Origin of the sequence: Achromobacter spanius (genome assembly GCF_002812705.1) — a bacterium.
Classification (GTDB): domain Bacteria; phylum Pseudomonadota; class Gammaproteobacteria; order Burkholderiales; family Burkholderiaceae_B; genus Achromobacter; species Achromobacter spanius.
In genome coordinates this window covers 3,072,949-3,089,709 of record NZ_CP025030.1, presented here as the reverse complement: position 1 = coordinate 3,089,709, position 16,761 = coordinate 3,072,949, and the positions used below count along the sequence as shown (strand labels likewise).

Below are 16,761 nucleotides of genomic sequence, written 5' to 3'. Positions count from 1 at the left end.
TCGCGCGGCCGCTCCCTTACCGTCCCTGCTCTCGCATGCCGAACCGCCTGACCCCGGATTTCGATTACGAAGCTGCCCTGCAGGCGTGCGCGGCCGGTCGCCGGCCCGCGCTGGAAGCCCTATATCGGCAAGAAGGCCCGCGCCTGCTGGGCGTGGCCCAACGACTCCTGCGCGATCGCGCTTGGGCAGAGGACATCGTGCATGACGCCTTCGTCAAGATCTGGAACCAGGCCGACACGTTCGACGCATCGCGCGGATCGGGACGCGGCTGGGTGTACAGCATCACTCGCAATCTGGCGTTGAATGCGCTGCGCGACACCGCCCGCGAAACCGACGTTGACGACGACGCGGCCGCCGCCCTGGACGCGCGCGACGCCATCGAAGCCTGGCACGACACCCGTGACGCGTTCGACTGGCGCGCCAGCGCCGGACGCATCGGCCCCTGCCTGGAAGAACTGGAACCGGTACGCCGCAATTGCGTGCTGCATGCCTACGTAGAGGGGCTGACGCACAGCGAAATCGCCCAGCGCCTGGGCGCGCCGCTGGGCACCGTCAAGGCCTGGATCAAGCGCAGCCTGCAAGCGCTTAAGGAGTGCCTGGCATGAGCGCTCCGCAAACCTCTCACGATGACATCGACGAGCTTGCCGGCGAATACGTGCTGGGCACCTTGTCGGCCACGCAACGCCGCGACGTGCAGGCGCGCATGACGCACGACGCCGACCTGCGCGCGGCGGTCGCGCGCTGGGAAGCCAGGCTCCTGCCCTTGACGAATCTGTCCGAACCCATCGAACCGTCGACCAGCCTTTGGCCTCGCATTACCCGCACACTGGATTCGGCACAGGCACAGGCGCGGCCCGCTGTCAGCCCAAAGTCCAACACAAAGCCCACCCCCAAGCCCGGGCTCTGGGACAGCCTGGCATTCTGGCGCAGCCTGGCCGTGGGCGGCATGGCGGCGGTGCTGATCCTGGGCAGCACGCTGGCGCTGCGCCCCGTGGCCACGCCCGATGCGCCGCAGTATGTGGTGGTGTTGGTGGCGCCGCAATCGCAGGCGCCCGGCTGGGTGGTGCAGGCGCAGGCCGGCCAAAGCGCCGTGCAACTGGTGCCGATCACCGCAACGGAAGTGCCGCCGGATCGTGCGCTGGAATTCTGGACCAAGGCCGACGGCTGGGCCGGCCCCGTATCGCTGGGCCTGGTCAAGCCCGGCGAACCGGTCCTGATCCCGCTGGACAAGCTGCCGCCGTTGGAACCCAACCAGCTTTTCGAGCTGACGCTTGAGCCCAAGACCGGCTCGCCCATCGGCAAGCCCACCGGCCCGATTCAATTCATCGGGCGCGCGGTCAAGATGCTGTAGCGGGCCTCTACCCCTAGCGCTTGCGCGCGAAGGGATACACCTGCTGCGCCAGGAACGTCCCCGGCATGTCGTTATCAAGAATCCCGTAGTTCTCGGGCAAGCGCTTGCCCACGCCACGCACGGCGGTTCCAAAGGCGTAATCGATAAACGAGAAGTGCGCGGCGTAGTTCTTGTCGATGGCTTCGGTGTCTGACGAGTGATGCCAATGATGAAAATCCGGCGTCACGATGATGTAGCGCAGCCAGCCCCACGGCAGCTTCACGTTGGAATGGATCAACACGGCCTGGAACCCGACGATGATGATGTAGGCGTCCAGCACCGCCTTCGAAAACCCCAGTACGAACAGCACGCCCAACACGGCCACGCGCGTGATCAGCAGTTCAACGATGTGCAGGCGTGAACCGGCCAGCCAGTCCAGCGTGCGCGTGCTGTGATGCACCGCATGAAAGCGCCACATGAACGGCACCTCGTGATAAACCCGATGCGCCGCGTACTGCGCCAGGTCCGCCACCAGCACCGCCACGAAGAGTTCCAGCACATAGGGCATCGACTGGATGGCCGCCTGCAAGGGCTCATACGCCGCCCAGGAAAACAGCCGGTGGATGAAGAAGTTGATGCACAGAAGCACCGCGCCCACCGACAGGTGATTGAACAGGAAATGCTTCATGTCCACCTGCCATTCCCCGCGAAACACGGGCTGGCCGGGATACAACGGCGTCAGCTTTTCGACAATGATGAAGACCATGCTGGACGCCAGCAGGTCCAGGATGAACCAGTCCAGGCCCAGGTACGGGTGGTTGCCGGTGTTGGACGACGTCACCACCACTTGGCTGCCGCCCGCCGCCACCGCGCAACAAACCAGCGCGAAGGCCGAGATGTTCAGCCAGCGCTGACGCCCCAGCACGGTATTGGCAAGCGCAATGGAGCCCGACACCAGCAGCGCGGAAAACAGCAGCGTGCGCATCGCTTCCACGGAGTAGAAGGCGCGCAGTTCCGGCGTGGTGAGATAGGCGGGAAAGTGGAAAGCCAGCACCCCCAGCACGGCCAGAATGGCCAGGAACAGCGCAATCACGCCGCTGATCATGCCGGTTCCCGGGTTGATGCGCCCGTCCTTGCTGAAAAGATCTAGAACTTGCCGAACACCGGACGCGCGCTGTTTCATGTCTGCGATATGACTGACCACGGGGGCCAGAGTGTATCCCCGCTCAACCCCGGTCATGTAATCAAACGTGAATATCAACGACAAATTCAGCGCACGTTCGGATCTTCCTTGCGCGCGCTCAACCCGCTTGCCCCGCCCTGGCAGGGGGCGGGTTGACAATGAACAGTCGTTGGCGTGTCATGAGGACGCCGACGCTCGCCGCGCTTGGCGCGTGCCGGTCCCGTCAACGGGTTCCCAAGAGAGAGGCCCTAATGTTCCCTGAATATCGCCAACTCATTACGCAGCTGAAATCCGAGAACGCGCATTTCTCGGCCCTGTTCCAGCGTCACAACGACCTGGACCAGGAAATCCAAAATATGGAGGACGGCAAGGTGCCGTCCTCAAGCGCCCACATCGAGGTGCTGAAAAAAGAAAAACTGCTGCTCAAGGACAAGCTCTACGGCCTGCTGCGAGCAGCCGACCAGAACACCGGCTAACCCCCCGCCTGTCCGGCACCGGCTACCTGCCCTACATCAGCTCCAGCCCCGCCCCCCGCACCACGACCGCGTACTTCGCCATTTCAGAACGAAAGTACGCCGCCGTCTGTTCGGGGGGCATCAGCAAAATACGGTTGTTCTGCGCCGCCATGGCCTGCTTGACCTCTGGCGAATTGAACGCCCGACCCAATGCGTCGTAAATGCGGCGCACATCGGCCGCCGGCAATTTGCCCGGCCCTGCCGCAGCGAACCAACCACCGATCTCGTAATTTTCCAAGCCCTGCTCACGCGCCGTGGGCAAATCAGGCAAGGCCGCCATCCGTTCGCCACCACAAGCCGCCAGCGCCTTGAGCGCACCGCTTTTTATCTGCGGCAGCACCGAAGGCAGCGACAAGACGCCGAAATCCACCTGCCCGCCGATCAGGTCCGCCATCATAGGACCCACGCCTTTATAAGGAATATGGCGCGCCTTGACGCCCGCCTGCTGCACGTACATTTCGGCGGCCAGATGCAGGATGGTGCCGTTGCCCGACGAGGCGTAGTTATAGCGGCCGGGCTCGCGCGATAGCAACGCGGTCAATTCCTTGAGGTTGCCCGCCGCGATCTGCTTCGGGTTGGCCACGACCAGGAACGGCGTCATGCCCACCATGCTGATCGGCGTGATGTCGGTCAGCGGGTCGAACGGCAAAGACTTATAGACGCTGGGAAAAATCACATGGTTGTTCGACAGCATGCTTAGCGTGTAGCCGTCCGGCGCCGACCGCACCAACGCGGACGTGCCCACGATGCCGCCCGCGCCCGGCTGGTTTTCGACCACGACCGTGTGGCCCAGGGCGGCGGACAGCGCCGGGCCGGCCGACCGCGTGATCGTGTCCACGCCTGAACCCACCCCCACGGGCAGAATGAACTTGATGGGCCGGTCCGACTGCGCCCTGGCCAGGGCTGGCGCGCCCAACATCGTCACGCCCAGCGCTCCCAGTAGTTGTCGGCGGCTCCACCCCGCGCGTTGATTGCTCATGTTTGTCTCCTGTTGGTTTTTTGTTTCCCATCACGCTACCGCGCCCTGCTCCCGCAGCGCCGCAATCTGCGTTGCGTCATAACCCAGGTCCGCCAGCACGGCGTCCGTGTCCACGCCCAAGGTCGGCGGGTGCAGCCGCACCCCCAGCCGGTGTCCGTCCATCATCAAGGGGAACAACGCCGCGCCCGCGGTCTGGCCGGCGCGTTCGCCGTCGGGCAGCCGGATGTCGGCCAGCCCGCCCGTGGCGCGCAGATGCGGGTCGTCATAAAGCGCTTCGGGTTTGACGATGGGCGCAAACGGCAAGCCGATGCGTTCGAACACGCTTGAGAGTTCCGCCGCGCTGTAGCCGGCCAAACGCTCGCGCAGGTCGGCCAACAAGGTGGGGCGCAGACGCACCCGGTCATTGTTGGTGGCCATGGCGGGATCCCGCTTCAAGTCATCGAATCCGAAGGCGTCGCAGAAGGTGACCCATTGCGCATCGCTGACGGCCGCCAGGAAGATCTGCTCGCCATCCTTCACGGTGAACACGTCGTACAGCGCCCAGGCGGATACGCGATCGGGCATCGGCGCGGACGGCTGGCCGGTAATGGCGTACTGCAGCATGTGCTGCCCCACCAGGAAGACGTTGTTCTCGAACAGGGCCGACTGCACTTCCTGCCCCCGGCCCGTAATGCCCCGCTGGATCAGCGCGGCCATGGCGCCGATGGCGCCGAACATGCCGCCCATGATGTCGTTGACGCTGGTGCCCGCGCGCACCGGGTCGCCAGGCCGGCCGGTCATGTAGGCCAGCCCGCCCATCATTTGCACGACTTCGTCCAGGGCGGTGCGCATCTCGTAGGGGCCGGGCAGAAAGCCCTTGTGGCTGACGTAGATCAACCGGGGGTTGTCTTGCGACAGCGAGGCGTAGTCCAGCCCGTACTTGGCCATCGTGCCGGGGCGAAAGTTCTCGGCCACCACGTCGGCGCTGGCCGCCAGTTTGCGCGCGGCGGCGGCGCCCTCGGGGCTTTGGATATCCAGCGCGATGCTCTTCTTGTTGCGGTTGAACATCGGGAAGAAGCCCGCGCCCACACCCAGCAGATGCCGGGTGCGATCCCCCCGCACCGGTTCCACCTTGATGACTTCGGCGCCCAGGTCGGCCAGCACCATGCCGCAGGTCGGGCCCATCACCATGTGCGTGAATTCGACCACGCGCAAGCCGGCCAGCGGCAATGCACGGGGAGACGGGGGCGTAGCAGTATCTTGAATCGGTTGTGGCATGGGTAAGCTCGAAAGATATTGGGCGGGCGCAATCAGGCAGCCGCGCCGGATAGGGAATGGAACGTCTTGGGCAGGCCGGCCTGCCACAGCGCGCCGTGCAAGGGCTGGTCCGGCAGCCAGACGCCAACCTTGTGGCGCAGCGCCAGCAATCGGCTGATGTCCACGCCGGTGGCGATGCCCATGCTTTCCAGCATGAAAACCAGGTCTTCCGTGCTGACATTGCCGCTGGCGCCGGGGGCATGCGGGCAGCCGCCGATGCCCGCCAGGCAAGCGTCAAAACGCGACACGCCCGTTTCCAACGCGGCCAGCACATTGGCCAGCCCCAAGCCCCGCGTGTCATGAAAGTGCGCACAGCACAGGCGGTCGCCCGCCAAGCGGCGCGCTTCGTCGAAAAGCCGTCGCACCGCTGCCGGGTCGGCATAGCCCACCGTATCGGCCAGGCTGACGCGGTCGGCGCCCGCATCCAGCAAGGCCTGCATCAGCCGCAATACTTCCTGCGGCGGAACATGGCCCTGCAAGGTGCAGCCGAACGCCGTGCCCACCCCGCCTTCAATCAACATTGACGACCCGGCCGCGTCGCGCGCCGCGCGCATCTGGCCCACCATCGCCACCACCTCATCCGGGGTCTTGCGCAGGTTGGCCGAGCTATGGGCATGGCTGGCCGACAAGGGCACCAGCATCAGGTCCGCGCCGCTGGCCAGCGCGCGTTCGGCGCCTTTCAAGTTGGGCACCAAGACCGACACCATTAGTCCATCCAGGCGTTTGGCGTGGGCCACCAAGGTCTCGGTATCCGCCAACTGGGGCAGCAGGCGGGCGGGTACGAATGACCCCACTTCAATCTCGCGCTGGCCGGCCGCGTAGGCGGCATCGATCCATTCAAGCTTGGTTTGCGTGGGCATCACGACCGGCAAGCTCTGCAAGCCGTCGCGCAGCCCCACTTCGCGCACCGTGGCGCGGTTCGGAAAACAGGAGGACGGGGCGATCGGCATGGCAGCGGCGTTATCCAGTAAGGCTTCATCAAGCGACCAAGCCAGTTTAGATATTCTCGATTCACGCACAAGCGGTATTCCGGAACGACTAATATTCCATTTTGGAACTTCTAAACAAGGCGGCCCTGCCATGCGCGACCTGGACATCACCACCCTGCGCCTGTTCATCTCCGTCTGTGAAACCGGCAACATCGCCCGCGCCGGCCAACGCGCCAACATCGTCGGTTCGGCCATCAGCAAACGGCTGGCGCAGTTGGAAGACACCGTGGGCGCCAAGCTGTTGACGCGCAAGCGTCGGGGCGTCGAACCCACCGAGGCCGGCGAGACCCTGCTGGAACACGCACGCGCGATATTGGCCAGTTCGCAACGCATTGAACGCGACATGTCGGCCTACGCCAGCGGCGTGAAGGGGCAGGTGCGCATCCTGGCCACCGCGTCCGTCCTGGCCGAATCCCTGGCCGAGGACATCGCAACATTCCTGCAAGCCGCCCCCCACCGCAACATCCGCGTGGACATGGAAGAGCGCGTCAGCCAGGACGTCGTGCGCGAGGTCAAGGGCGGCATCGCCAGCCTGGGCATCTGCTGGGACGCGGCCGACTTTCATGGGCTGGACACCCGGCCATACCGGGGCGATCGCCTGGCTGTCGTTACCGCGCCCGATCATCCGCTGGCCCAGCGCGACGCGGTCTGGTTCGACGAAGCCTTGGACTACGAGCACGTCAACATGCCTGCCGCCGGCGCGGTCCTGCGCATGCTGCAAACCGCGGCCAACCAAAGCGGCAAGTCTCTGCGCCACCGCGTCACCGTCAGCAATTTCGACTCTGCCTTCCGGGTGGTGCTGGCGGGCTTGGCAATCAGCGTGGCGCCCATCGAGGTAGCCACGCCCTACGCCCTGGCCCATGGGCTGCGAGTGTTGCCGCTGCATGACCCCTGGAGCCACCGCCGCTTCGCCATCTGCATGCGCGACGCGCATTCGCTGTCGGCGGCGGCCAGCCTGTTGCTGGATCATCTGGTCGCGGCGGGCCGGGCGTCGGTGTGACACCTGGCCACGATGCTGTTTAGACGAACTAATGTTGATTTAGCTTATTTAGTTTTTCTAATCCCCTACCAGCGGCTAGTCTGTCGGCCTTTCCATAAAGGTTGCCACAAGGGTTGCCATGACGACCGCATTCATTCCCGGGTTTCTGCTCGGCCTTAGCCTGATCGTCGCCATCGGCGCGCAAAACGCCTTCGTCCTGCGACAAGGCTTGCGCCAGGAATACGTGTTCGCGGTCTGCCTCACCTGCGCCGCCTCCGACGCCATCCTGATTGCGGCGGGGGTGGCGGGCTTTGGGCTGGCGGCCGACACACTGCCCTGGCTGGAGCCCGCCATGCGCTACGGGGGCGCGTTGTTCCTCTTCCTCTACGCCGCGCGCAGCTTGCGGTCGGCCCTGCGCGCCCAGCACGACAGCCTGGCGCCTTCCGCCCGCCAAACCACCGGGCTTGCCGCCACGCTGGCCGCCTGCCTGGCGTTCACCTGGCTCAACCCGCATGTGTACCTGGACACCGTGGTGCTGCTGGGATCGATCTCCAGCCAGTACGACGGCGCCAAAACCGCCTTCGCGCTGGGCGCCATGTGCGCGTCGTTCACATTTTTCTTCACGCTGGGCTATGGCGCCCGGCTGCTGCGACCGCTGTTTGCGAACCCCAACGCCTGGCGGGTGCTGGACGGTTGCGTGGGCGTGGCGATGTTCGCGATCGGATTGAAACTGGTGTTGTGACGAACTGTTGTTGTAGCGGACTGAGCTTGCGGTCGCCCGCAGTCAGTCATCTACAATTCGGCGACGCTGGCCCTGCGGTGGCCCAGCCCGCAACACACAGGTAGCATGACGCGCGCGAAGAAAACAGCATCAACAAGAAAACGCCCGGTAGCTCGGGGCAATAGCAAATCGGCGAGCCGTGCCTATCGGTTCTTCAGGGCGCTTCTGGTTTCGTCACTGGCCAGCTTCGGCGCCACCACCTATGTCTTGAAGCCGCAATGGCCCGCGCAGTTCTCGCCGGATGCCATCCTGGCGCGCTTGGGGTGGCCAGCCCAGGAAAAGTTTGCCCCGGCTGCCATCCCTTCCGGGGCGTTGACCCACACTCGCTTCGCCGACTGCCCGCAGTTTTTCCCATCCGGCAACCTGCCCGTCGTGCCCTCGGCCCCCGCGCTGCGCGAGCTGTGCTTTTCAGCTTTTGCCGTCCTGCACAACGGCCAGACCAAAACGCCGGTGTTTGTCGCCGAACGCCTGAACCGCAAGCTGCTGACGCAGGCGCAGGGCTTGCAGCGCACCGACAAGTTCTACGCCGAAGCCCGCCTGCCCAGCGGCGAACGCGCCAGCCTGGACGACTACAAGGGATCCGGCTACTCGCGCGGCCACATGGCGCCCGCCGGTGACATGTATTCCCGAGACGCCATGGCGCAGAGCTTTTCGCTTGCCAACATGGTGCCGCAAGACCAGACGCAAAACGCCGGCCCCTGGAGCCGCATCGAACAAGACACCCGCAAGTACGTCATGCGCGCGGCGGGCGATGTGTACGTCTATACCGGCCCCTACTACGCCGGCAAGCCTGCATCCATCGGCTTCGGCGTGGCGGTGCCCAGCCACGTCTACAAGGTGGTGTACGACGCCACCACGCGCCGCTCATGGGTGCACTGGCAGGCCAACAACGCCAGCGCAAAAGAAAGCGCCCCGATCAGCTACGAGGAATTCGTCCGCCGCACGGGAATGCAATTGCTGCCGTCCAACTCCTAGCGGCCAGCGCGCCTTGCTTCAAGGGTTCAACACCACCTTGATGCACCCGTCCAGCTTGTCTCGAAACGTCTTGTACATATCGGGGCCGGCTTGCAGGCGTTCGTGGTGGGTAATCACGAACGACGGATCGATGCGGCCGTCGACAATCAAATCCAGCAGTTCGTCGGTCCATCGCCGCACATGGGTCTGGCCCATGCGCCAGGTCAGCCCCTTGTTCATCGATGCCCCAAACGGAATCTTGTCGATCAAGCCGCCGTACACGCCCGGCACCGACAAGACCCCGCCCGGGCGGCATACATAGATCATTTCGCGCAGCACGTGCGGCCGGTCGGTTTCGGCGCCCACGGCTTGCTTGACCCGGTCATACAGTTCGCCCATGGTGTGGCTGGAGTGCGATTCCATGCCGACGGCGTCTATGCATTTCTCCGGCCCCTTGCCCTGCGTCAGCGCTTGCAGCCGATCGACCACGCTTTCTTCTTGAAAGTTGATCGGAATGGCGCCGCCATCACTGGCCATCTTCAAGCGTTCGGGAACGTCGTCGATGCAGATTACTTGCTTGGCGTTCAGCAAGACCGCGCTGCGCACCGCCATCTGGCCCACCGGACCGGCGCCCCAGATCGCAACCGTGTCGGTGGGTTCAATCTCGCATTGCACCGCCGCCTGCCAACCCGTGGGAAAGATGTCACCCAGAAACAAGACTTGATCATCGCTAAGTTCGGGTGGCACCGGGATGTGCGTGGTATCAGCCCACGGTACCCGCACGAATTCTGCCTGCCCGCCCGCGTAACCGCCCGTCAAATGGCTATATCCGAACAAGCCGGCCGTGGTATGGCCAAACACCTTGGCCGCCGCATCCGCGTTCCGGTTGGTGCGTTCGCAGACCGAGAAGTTGCCTCGCAGGCACTGCTCGCATTGGCCGCAAGTAATGGTGAACGGAATCACCACGCGGTCCCCCACTTTCAGGCGCTTGGCTTCACTGCCCACCTCCACCACTTCTCCCATGAATTCATGCCCGAGTACGTCTCCGGACTTCATTTGCGGCATGAAGCCGTCGAATAGATGCAGATCCGAACCGCAAATGGCGCAGGCGCTTACCTTGATGATGGCGTCGCCTGGATGCTCGAGGGTCGGATCAGGAACGGTGTCGTACCGGACATCGTGTTTGCCGTGCCAGCAGAGTGCTTTCATGTGTATCCCCTTTGTCATGCAATCGCAGGGTTGCGGTCGCGGGGGATGGGCAGCAACTATCGTGCCTCTGGCGTGCCTCGCCAGCGTTGGCCGCGGCGGATCCTGGCCAAGCAGGTACGCGGCTTGCTCTTCCACTGTGCGCGGCCGGCAAATCCTGCCTGAACCAGCGGCCACGTTCTGCCGGCGCGTATCACCCAGGAGATAGGAAATGAACAAGCCCGTGTTGAGCGCAAGCCTATGCATCGCGTTATTCCTGGCCGCGCCGGGCTTCGCATTTGCGCAACCCGCCCCCGACCCCAGCGCACCCGGCTCGTCCGCATCGATCACGCAATTGAACAGTGAGGACCGAGGCTTTCTGACCAAGGCGGCGGAATCCGGCTATATGGAAATCGCGGGCGGCAAGCTCGCCTTGAAAAAATCCCGCAACGCCCAAATCAAGCAATTCGCCCAGAAGATGATCGACGAGCACACAAGGCTGGGCGAGCAAATCCAGGCGCTGGTCAAGAAGAAGGGTTACGAGACGCCCACGCAACCATCGCTGGTCCAGGCCGCCAAGCTGAAAGCGCTGGAGCTGCGCGACGACGGCTTTGACGAAGCCTATGGCGATGAGATCGGCGTGGCGGCGCACGAGGACGCTATCGAACTATTCGAAGAGGCCGCCGGACACGCCACGGACAACGATCTGAAGCGCTTCGCCGCCGACACGCTGCCCCTGTTGAAGCGCCATCTGGACATGGCCCGCGCGCTGCGCAAAGCGATCAAAGACCCGGCAAGCTGACCGGGTTTGACCGCAAGCGCACACAGGCATGGTGTTTGCTGAAAGCGGCTGGGCCGATCATGGCCGTCTATCACCCACGGGAGCAGAACATGACGCAGAAGACTTTGCAGGATCTCTTCATTCACGAACTATCCGACATCTACAGCGCCGAAAAGCAACTGACACGAGCGCTGCCGAAGATGGCCCGCGCTGCCAGCGAACCCTCGCTGGCAGACGCCTTCACTCAGCACCTGGAGGAAACACGGGGTCAGGTGGAACGCATCGACAAGATTGTGGAGTCGGCCGATTTTCGTCTCAAGCGCATCAAGTGCGCGGCGATGGAAGGCTTGGTGGAGGAAGGCCGCGACGTGATGGAAGACGTAGAAAAAGGCCCGGTGCGCGACGCGGCCTTGATCGCGGCGGCGCAGAAGGTCGAGCATTACGAAATTGCCAGCTACGGCACCTTATGCACCTTCGCCAAACAACTTGGCATGACCCAGGCGCTGACCTTGTTGAAGGAAACGCTGGCCGAGGAAAAGGCCACCGACGAGAAGCTCAGCATGCTGGCCCTGCAGCAAACCAATGCTGAAGCCGCGCAGGCGGGCAAGGCGAAATAAGCAGCAGAAGCCAGCGCCGGGGCAATCCCGTCGCATTCGTCACGGGGCTCGGCGCAGGCTTCGGCGCGGCGGACGACGCGGGGTTCGAGACTCGCCCCGCGACAAGCCACCGGACGCCAGCGCGATGCCCGCGCCGAACGCAATATAGACCAACAGCAGCGCGCCGCGCGTCAGCCGCTGTTCGAAGCCCGGTTGCAACCGTTTGGGGGTGAGCTGGTAGTCGGCGAAGCAGGACGTCGCCGCCACCAACGCCCCTTCCACCCACGGCCGCTTTCCCCACGAGGTCTGCTGCGCCCTTGCGCTGGCGCGCGCGTGCAGGGTCGCCCAGAAAATCGAGGCCGCGTGATGAATCAGCAAGCCCGGCACCGTGTGCTGCCAGCTTATGTCGTCCTGATGCAGCGCGCGATCCCCCCATACCCACTGGCTGGTGGCATTGGTCGCGGCAGCCATATGCCCGGCTTGCCGCCGCGACAATGCCATCAGCGCCAACGTCGACAACGCGCTGGCGGCACTGCCGCTACGCACTCCTTCCCGAAAAGCCTGGCGCCATTCGTGCATGTCAGTCTCCCAAGTTTGATCCTTGTGGGTACTAGCGGGTATGGCGATTGCTGCTCGTTGCAGCCCCTGACTCCGCCCTAGCGACAAAAGGGAACGCCAATGAAAATTCTGCTGACTGGTGCGCATGGATTTATCGGCGGTCGATTGGTCGACGCCTTGCGCAACGACGGCCATCATCTGGTTTGCCTCGTGCGCACGCCGCGCGCCGACGATCTGAACGTGCCGCGAGCAAGATACGTGCCCGCCGACTTTGCCCGTTTGACCCGCATTGAAGACTGGTTGCCGCACCTGTCGGGCGTTCAAGCCGTCATCAACACCGTGGGTGTGTTCCGCGAAACCCGCACCGCGCACTTTTCAGATGTGCACGGAAACGCGGCGATCGCGCTATTCGCAGCGGCCCGGCAATGCGGCGCGCAGATCGTCCAGTTTTCTGCCTTGGGCGCGGACGCCGACGCCCGTACCGGCTTCCATCTGAGCAAGCGCGTGGCGGACGATGCGCTACGGGCGGCAGGTTCCGCCGCGTACATCGTGCAGCCGTCGTTGGTATACGGAACGGGTGGGGCCAGCGCGGCATTATTCAACCTGTTGGCCGCCCTGCCCGTCGTCGCGCTGCCGGCGGGCGGCTGGCAACGCATTCAACCCGTCTATGTCGACGACGTCGTCGATGGCGTTCGGGCGATGCTCGCACAACCGGCGCGCGCCCCCACCACCATTGCGTTCTGCGGCCCCGAACCCGTGACGGTTCGGAAATACCTGGCGTTGCTGCGGCAAGGCTTCGGGATCGCGGGGCGCCAATGGATCATCGCCGTGCCCACTGGCCTTGCGCACCCCATCGCCGTGGCCGCGCAATGGCTACCGGGGTCGTTGATCCACCCCGATAGCCTTGCCATGCTGAATCGTGGCAACACCGGCAACCCAGCCCCCTTTGCCGCCTTGCTCGGCCGCTCCCCCACCGCCCCAAGCGCCTTCATCAAGCCGCAAGAGCAAGGCCCGCTTCACGCCGAGGCCAGCCTGCGTCTCATGCTGCCGATCATGCGCTTGTGCATTGCCGCCGTCTGGCTATGGACGGCCGCGGTATCGATGGGCTTGTACCCCATCGCCGACAGCCTGGCGCTGCTGGCGCGCGCCGGCATCCCCCCCGCGCTCGCACCGGCAATGCTGGCAAGCGCCGCAGGGCTGGATCTGGCGCTGGGTGTGCTGACCCTGATGAATCTGGGCGGACGCAAACGCTGGGTCTGGGTGGCGCAAATAGCGTTGATTCTTGGCTATTCCGCCATCATCAGCTTGCGCCTGCCCGAACAATGGCTACATCCATTCGGCCCCCTCTCCAAGAACCTGCCAATGCTGGCCGTGCTGGCCTTGCTGTATCTCTGCGATAGCCGCGTGGGGAGACGTTGATGGACTACTTTTGGTTCAAGCTGCTGCACATCCTGTCCTCGACGCTGCTGTTCGGCACCGGCGTCGGATCGGCTTTCTACCTGCTTTGCGTGGTGCGGGGCCGCGACCCCAAGGTGGTCGCCGCCGTGGCCCGCCTGGTGGTGATGGCCGACTGGTTGTTCACCGCGACCACGGCGGTCATCCAGCCGCTGACGGGCTGGTATCTGGTGCACCTGATGCAGCTTCCCTGGAGCACGCCGTGGCTGTCCGCGTCCTTGATCCTGTACGCGATCGCCATCGCATGTTGGCTACCCGTGGTCAGGCTGCAAATGCTGATGCGCGACAGCGCCACGGCCTCGGCGCAAGCCGGGCAACCACTGTCGCCCCGATTCATGCGCTATTTCAGCGCCTGGTTCGTGTTGGGCTTTCCCGCGCTGGGCGCTTTTCTGGGCATTTTCTGGCTGATGGTGTTCAAGCCGGCGTAGAGGGCAATTCCGGACCGCCTGGATTCCAAGCGCTCAATTCCTCTTGGAACAGAACTTGCTGCGCGGCGGGCATGTGTATACCCGCGGGAGTCGGCCCATGGACAAATCGTCAAACAACACTCAAAAGAGGGGTTACGCCCGCTTCGCACTGATGATCGTCGTAGCGACGACCATCATGTACGGCTTGATGTACTTGAACGTCTATGCCCTGTCGCATATCTATTTCAGCCAAACGCGGCTGTGGATGGCGGTGATCATGGGCGCCGTCATGGCGGTGGTCATGCTGGGGTTCATGCTGTCAATGTATCGCAACCGGCGCATCAACCTGGGCATCGTCATCGGCAGCGTTGCCGCCTTCGCCGCCGCATTGTGGCTGGTGCGCAGCCAAGCCACGGTGGACGATATTTCGTACATGCGGGCCATGATCCCCCACCACTCCATTGCGATTCTGACCAGTGAACGCGCGCGCATCCGCGACCCGCGCGTTCGCAAACTGGCGGATGGAATCATCCGGGCACAGGTCAAGGAAATAGGCGAAATGGAACAGCTTATCGCCGACCTGGAAAAGAACCCGCCGCCCGAAGGCAGCCCGGAACTTCGCGACTACCGAGAACTAGGCCTGCCGGCGCCCAAGCCGGAATAACCCATGCACCAGGAGAGAAAATGAAAACGCAGATCAGCTATCGCAAACTTGACGGCGGCGACGGTGTCGCCTTGGTCAATGGCGGTATTTCGGAAACGAGCCAGGCAAAGCGCGAACTGGCGAACTGGCTGGAGTTGCCTGAAGCAGGCGTTCCCGATGGTGGGCAAGAGGACGTGGACGCGCGTCTGCACCAGGGGGGTATCGCACCTGATTCAGTTCAGTTCGCCCATATCAGCGAGTAGCCCATGTCGACGGGCGCGTCGGCGAACCGCCGGCCAAGGACGTGCCCTTAACGCTTGCGCGCGACCGTGGGCGAAAAGCTTGCGTCCAGCGTCCGCATTCTGGAGTTGTAGATATGCTCGCGCATCGCGTCACGCGCCTCTTCGGGCTGCTGCTTGCTGATGGCTTGAAAAATGCGCTCGTGCTCTCGCTGCACTTGTTGGCCGCGAGTGACCGCGCTGGATAACGCCAGGCTGCGCATCACACGCATGTAATCGAATATCTGCTTGGATAGCGATTGCAGCATCGTCACGAACAGGTCATTTCCACAGGCGTTCGCAATCGCTTGGTGGAACCGGAAGTCAGCTTCGTTGCCCACCTGGCGAGCATCGAAAGCGACGCGCATGTCTTCCAGCGCAGTTGCCATGGCTTGCAGATCACCTTCGCTGCGACGCGTCGCCGCCATGCAGGCAGCGTCACCTTCTAGCGCACTGCGCAATTCCATGCAGCGCACCAGCTCTGCCAGCCCGCCGATCGGCGCCAGTTTCACCAGTTCAGGGCTGGGCCGCCGACGCACATACGACCCGGCGCCGCGCTGGGAAATAATGACGCCGTCTGCCTGCAACCTGAATAGCGCTTCGCGCACCACGGGGCGGGAGACGCCGAAAGTCGCGCACAAATCCATCTCGGAAGGCAGCCGGCTTTCTTCCGGATATTTTCCGTAGGTGATCTGCTGTAGCAACCGATCGTAGAGTTGGTCGGCCAGTCGGGGCGGACGCTGGGCGCGCAAGTCTTGCGCTTCGGAAGATTCACTTTCCGGGGCCTGAGCCCGATTGTCTGTCTTAGGTCTGGACATAGAAGTTCCGGGGATCAGATGGCCGCGTGGTGCCAGAGCTGGGCGACGCACTGATTGGCGGCCAGTATAGCTGTGCCCTGCATTTGGCCTGAATGGACACCCTTCAAAATAGTTGCCTTACAACTTAACAATGATGTAATTTAGCGCAAACGACGAATTGCAGCCACGACTGCCACCGGAGACAAATCAAGATGGACTTGCGGATTGCGGGTAAATGGGCGCTGGTGTGCGGCGCCAGCAAAGGACTGGGGCGCGGATGCGCGCAAGCGTTGGCGTCCGAAGGCGTGAATCTTGTGATCACTGCCCGCCACCCGGACACGCTGGAAAGCACAGCTAGAGAACTGCGCATGCTGGCGCCAAATGTCGACATCCGTACCGCCGTTGGCGATATCGCCACCGAGCAGGGCCGTGAAGCCGCGCTGGCGCAAGCTCCCGCCATCGACATCCTGATCAACAACGCAGGCGGACCGCCCGCGGGCGATATGCAGGATTGGACGCGCGACGACTGGATCCGCGCACTGGACGCGAACATGCTGGCGCCGATTGCGTTGATCAAGGCCACTGTCGACGGCATGGCCAAACGCGGCTACGGCCGGGTCATCAACATTACGTCGTCGGCCGTCAAAGCGCCGATCGCGGCATTGGGACTATCGAACGGCGCGCGCTCCGGCCTGACCGGGTTCATCGCGGGGTTGGCGCGGCAAGCCAAGCTGGCTGGACGAAATGTCACCCTGAACAACGTGCTGCCCGGCACCTTCGATACAGACCGCCTGCGCAGCAATTTGACCGCGATGGCCGGGCGCGCGAATGCGTCGGTCGAGTCCTATACCGATCATCGGCGCGAGGCGATTCCCGCGAAGCGATTCGGCACGCCGGCAGAATTTGGTGCCGTCTGCGCATTCTTATGCGGCATGGATGCCGGCTACCTGACCGGGCAGAACATTCTGCTGGATGGCGGCGCCTATCCAGGCACGTTCTGATCCGTTCCCCTTCTGTAAGCAGTACCTATAAGCAGTAGAACAAAGAACACGGAG

Annotated in this window: 20 protein-coding genes; 13 read left to right on the top strand and 7 right to left on the bottom strand. The window is 63.7% G+C overall.

The window, feature by feature from the left end; all coding sequences use genetic code 11:
• Positions 1 to 35: 35 nt before the first annotated feature.
• Positions 36 to 605: a sigma-70 family RNA polymerase sigma factor gene (locus CVS48_RS14045; RefSeq protein WP_050448395.1), complete on the top strand. Its 570-nt coding sequence runs from the start codon at positions 36 to 38 to the stop codon at positions 603 to 605.
• A complete protein-coding gene (locus CVS48_RS14040) occupies positions 602 to 1,351 on the top strand; it encodes an anti-sigma factor (protein WP_100854981.1) in 750 nt (249 codons plus the stop codon). The genes CVS48_RS14045 and CVS48_RS14040 overlap by 4 nt, the downstream gene beginning before the upstream one ends.
• A 13-nt stretch (positions 1,352 to 1,364) precedes the next feature.
• Here CVS48_RS14040 and CVS48_RS14035 read toward each other — a convergent pair whose 3' ends face one another.
• Entirely contained in the window at positions 1,365 to 2,513 is a 1,149-nt protein-coding gene (locus CVS48_RS14035) for a sterol desaturase family protein (protein ID WP_100854980.1), read from the bottom strand.
• A gap of 251 nt (positions 2,514 to 2,764) precedes the next feature.
• On the opposite strand from CVS48_RS14035, the gene CVS48_RS14030 reads away from it, so the two are divergent.
• Positions 2,765 to 2,989, top strand: a complete 225-nt coding sequence (locus tag CVS48_RS14030; protein ID WP_050448397.1) for an HP1242/YdcH family protein — start codon at positions 2,765 to 2,767, stop codon at positions 2,987 to 2,989.
• Positions 2,990 to 3,020: 31 nt separating this feature from the next.
• Here CVS48_RS14030 and CVS48_RS14025 read toward each other — a convergent pair whose 3' ends face one another.
• From CVS48_RS14025 to CVS48_RS14015, 3 genes are read right to left on the bottom strand one after another with little or no spacing between them, the layout of a single operon-like run.
• Positions 3,021 to 4,007 carry a Bug family tripartite tricarboxylate transporter substrate binding protein gene (locus CVS48_RS14025; protein ID WP_242001285.1) on the bottom strand — a complete coding sequence of 329 codons (987 nt, stop codon included), beginning with the start codon at positions 4,005 to 4,007 and terminating at the stop codon, positions 3,021 to 3,023.
• A 30-nt stretch (positions 4,008 to 4,037) separates the two neighbouring features.
• On the bottom strand, positions 4,038 to 5,264 hold the full coding sequence (locus CVS48_RS14020) for a CaiB/BaiF CoA transferase family protein (RefSeq protein ID WP_100854979.1): 1,227 nt from the start codon (positions 5,262 to 5,264) through the stop codon (positions 4,038 to 4,040).
• 32 nt (positions 5,265 to 5,296) lie between these two features.
• Complete coding sequence (locus tag CVS48_RS14015) at positions 5,297 to 6,253, bottom strand: hydroxymethylglutaryl-CoA lyase (RefSeq protein WP_100854978.1); 957 nt, start codon at positions 6,251 to 6,253, stop codon at positions 5,297 to 5,299.
• Positions 6,254 to 6,383: 130 nt separating this feature from the next.
• On the opposite strand from CVS48_RS14015, the gene CVS48_RS14010 reads away from it, so the two are divergent.
• The 3 genes from CVS48_RS14010 (at position 6,384) to CVS48_RS14000 (ending at position 9,027) form a co-directional block, all read left to right on the top strand.
• A complete protein-coding gene (locus CVS48_RS14010) occupies positions 6,384 to 7,292 on the top strand; it encodes a LysR family transcriptional regulator (protein WP_100854977.1) in 909 nt (302 codons plus the stop codon).
• Between the two features lie 118 nt (positions 7,293 to 7,410).
• A complete protein-coding gene (locus tag CVS48_RS14005) occupies positions 7,411 to 8,013 on the top strand; it encodes a LysE/ArgO family amino acid transporter (RefSeq protein ID WP_100854976.1) in 603 nt (200 codons plus the stop codon).
• 105 nt (positions 8,014 to 8,118) lie between these two features.
• Positions 8,119 to 9,027, top strand: a complete 909-nt coding sequence (locus CVS48_RS14000) for a DNA/RNA non-specific endonuclease (protein ID WP_172616195.1) — start codon at positions 8,119 to 8,121, stop codon at positions 9,025 to 9,027.
• An 18-nt stretch (positions 9,028 to 9,045) separates the two neighbouring features.
• Here CVS48_RS14000 and CVS48_RS13995 read toward each other — a convergent pair whose 3' ends face one another.
• A complete protein-coding gene (locus CVS48_RS13995) occupies positions 9,046 to 10,215 on the bottom strand; it encodes a zinc-dependent alcohol dehydrogenase (protein ID WP_100854975.1) in 1,170 nt (389 codons plus the stop codon).
• A 208-nt stretch (positions 10,216 to 10,423) separates the two neighbouring features.
• On the opposite strand from CVS48_RS13995, the gene CVS48_RS13990 reads away from it, so the two are divergent.
• Entirely contained in the window at positions 10,424 to 10,993 is a 570-nt protein-coding gene (locus CVS48_RS13990; protein ID WP_100854974.1) for a DUF4142 domain-containing protein, read from the top strand.
• Between the two features lie 89 nt (positions 10,994 to 11,082).
• Entirely contained in the window at positions 11,083 to 11,589 is a 507-nt protein-coding gene (locus tag CVS48_RS13985; protein ID WP_100857655.1) for a YciE/YciF ferroxidase family protein, read from the top strand.
• Between the two features lie 39 nt (positions 11,590 to 11,628).
• Here CVS48_RS13985 and CVS48_RS13980 read toward each other — a convergent pair whose 3' ends face one another.
• Complete coding sequence (locus CVS48_RS13980; RefSeq protein WP_175121088.1) at positions 11,629 to 12,147, bottom strand: hypothetical protein; 519 nt, start codon at positions 12,145 to 12,147, stop codon at positions 11,629 to 11,631.
• 99 nt (positions 12,148 to 12,246) lie between these two features.
• Here CVS48_RS13980 and CVS48_RS13975 point away from each other — a divergent pair, with 99 nt between their 5' ends.
• The 4 genes from CVS48_RS13975 to CVS48_RS13960 all read left to right on the top strand — a co-directional run bounded on the left by CVS48_RS13975 (position 12,247) and on the right by CVS48_RS13960 (position 14,894).
• On the top strand, positions 12,247 to 13,545 hold the full coding sequence (locus CVS48_RS13975) for an SDR family oxidoreductase (RefSeq protein WP_100854973.1): 1,299 nt from the start codon (positions 12,247 to 12,249) through the stop codon (positions 13,543 to 13,545).
• Entirely contained in the window at positions 13,545 to 14,009 is a 465-nt protein-coding gene (locus tag CVS48_RS13970; protein ID WP_100854972.1) for a DUF2269 family protein, read from the top strand. Before CVS48_RS13975 ends, CVS48_RS13970 begins: the two co-directional genes overlap by 1 nt.
• Positions 14,010 to 14,106: 97 nt before the next feature.
• Positions 14,107 to 14,652, top strand: a complete 546-nt coding sequence (locus CVS48_RS13965) for a DUF305 domain-containing protein (RefSeq protein WP_197723154.1) — start codon at positions 14,107 to 14,109, stop codon at positions 14,650 to 14,652.
• A gap of 20 nt (positions 14,653 to 14,672) precedes the next feature.
• Entirely contained in the window at positions 14,673 to 14,894 is a 222-nt protein-coding gene (locus CVS48_RS13960; protein ID WP_100854971.1) for a hypothetical protein, read from the top strand.
• A gap of 47 nt (positions 14,895 to 14,941) precedes the next feature.
• Here CVS48_RS13960 and CVS48_RS13955 read toward each other — a convergent pair whose 3' ends face one another.
• Positions 14,942 to 15,661 carry a FadR/GntR family transcriptional regulator gene (locus CVS48_RS13955; RefSeq protein ID WP_167400997.1) on the bottom strand — a complete coding sequence of 240 codons (720 nt, stop codon included), beginning with the start codon at positions 15,659 to 15,661 and terminating at the stop codon, positions 14,942 to 14,944.
• Positions 15,662 to 15,918: 257 nt separating this feature from the next.
• On the opposite strand from CVS48_RS13955, the gene CVS48_RS13950 reads away from it, so the two are divergent.
• Positions 15,919 to 16,707, top strand: coding sequence for an SDR family oxidoreductase (locus tag CVS48_RS13950; RefSeq protein ID WP_100854969.1), 789 nt, complete (start codon positions 15,919 to 15,921; stop codon positions 16,705 to 16,707).
• The last annotated feature ends 54 nt before the right edge of the window (positions 16,708 to 16,761 follow it).

Excerpts from the sequence above, each read along its gene's own strand:
- CVS48_RS14045 (WP_050448395.1), top strand. The coding sequence starts at position 36 with ATGCCGAACCGCCTGACCCCGGATTTCGATTACGAAGCTGCCCTGCAG.
- CVS48_RS14040 (WP_100854981.1), top strand. The coding sequence starts at position 602 with ATGAGCGCTCCGCAAACCTCTCACGATGACATCGACGAGCTTGCCGGC.
- CVS48_RS14035 (WP_100854980.1), bottom strand. The coding sequence starts at position 2,513 with ATGAAACAGCGCGCGTCCGGTGTTCGGCAAGTTCTAGATCTTTTCAGC.
- CVS48_RS14030 (WP_050448397.1), top strand. The coding sequence starts at position 2,765 with ATGTTCCCTGAATATCGCCAACTCATTACGCAGCTGAAATCCGAGAAC.
- CVS48_RS14025 (WP_242001285.1), bottom strand. The coding sequence starts at position 4,007 with ATGAGCAATCAACGCGCGGGGTGGAGCCGCCGACAACTACTGGGAGCG.
- CVS48_RS14020 (WP_100854979.1), bottom strand. The coding sequence starts at position 5,264 with ATGCCACAACCGATTCAAGATACTGCTACGCCCCCGTCTCCCCGTGCA.
- CVS48_RS14015 (WP_100854978.1), bottom strand. The coding sequence starts at position 6,253 with ATGCCGATCGCCCCGTCCTCCTGTTTTCCGAACCGCGCCACGGTGCGC.
- CVS48_RS14010 (WP_100854977.1), top strand. The coding sequence starts at position 6,384 with ATGCGCGACCTGGACATCACCACCCTGCGCCTGTTCATCTCCGTCTGT.
- CVS48_RS14005 (WP_100854976.1), top strand. The coding sequence starts at position 7,411 with ATGACGACCGCATTCATTCCCGGGTTTCTGCTCGGCCTTAGCCTGATC.
- CVS48_RS14000 (WP_172616195.1), top strand. The coding sequence starts at position 8,119 with ATGACGCGCGCGAAGAAAACAGCATCAACAAGAAAACGCCCGGTAGCT.
- CVS48_RS13995 (WP_100854975.1), bottom strand. The coding sequence starts at position 10,215 with ATGAAAGCACTCTGCTGGCACGGCAAACACGATGTCCGGTACGACACC.
- CVS48_RS13990 (WP_100854974.1), top strand. The coding sequence starts at position 10,424 with ATGAACAAGCCCGTGTTGAGCGCAAGCCTATGCATCGCGTTATTCCTG.
- CVS48_RS13985 (WP_100857655.1), top strand. The coding sequence starts at position 11,083 with ATGACGCAGAAGACTTTGCAGGATCTCTTCATTCACGAACTATCCGAC.
- CVS48_RS13980 (WP_175121088.1), bottom strand. The coding sequence starts at position 12,147 with ATGCACGAATGGCGCCAGGCTTTTCGGGAAGGAGTGCGTAGCGGCAGT.
- CVS48_RS13975 (WP_100854973.1), top strand. The coding sequence starts at position 12,247 with ATGAAAATTCTGCTGACTGGTGCGCATGGATTTATCGGCGGTCGATTG.
- CVS48_RS13970 (WP_100854972.1), top strand. The coding sequence starts at position 13,545 with ATGGACTACTTTTGGTTCAAGCTGCTGCACATCCTGTCCTCGACGCTG.
- CVS48_RS13965 (WP_197723154.1), top strand. The coding sequence starts at position 14,107 with ATGGACAAATCGTCAAACAACACTCAAAAGAGGGGTTACGCCCGCTTC.
- CVS48_RS13960 (WP_100854971.1), top strand. The coding sequence starts at position 14,673 with ATGAAAACGCAGATCAGCTATCGCAAACTTGACGGCGGCGACGGTGTC.
- CVS48_RS13950 (WP_100854969.1), top strand. The coding sequence starts at position 15,919 with ATGGACTTGCGGATTGCGGGTAAATGGGCGCTGGTGTGCGGCGCCAGC.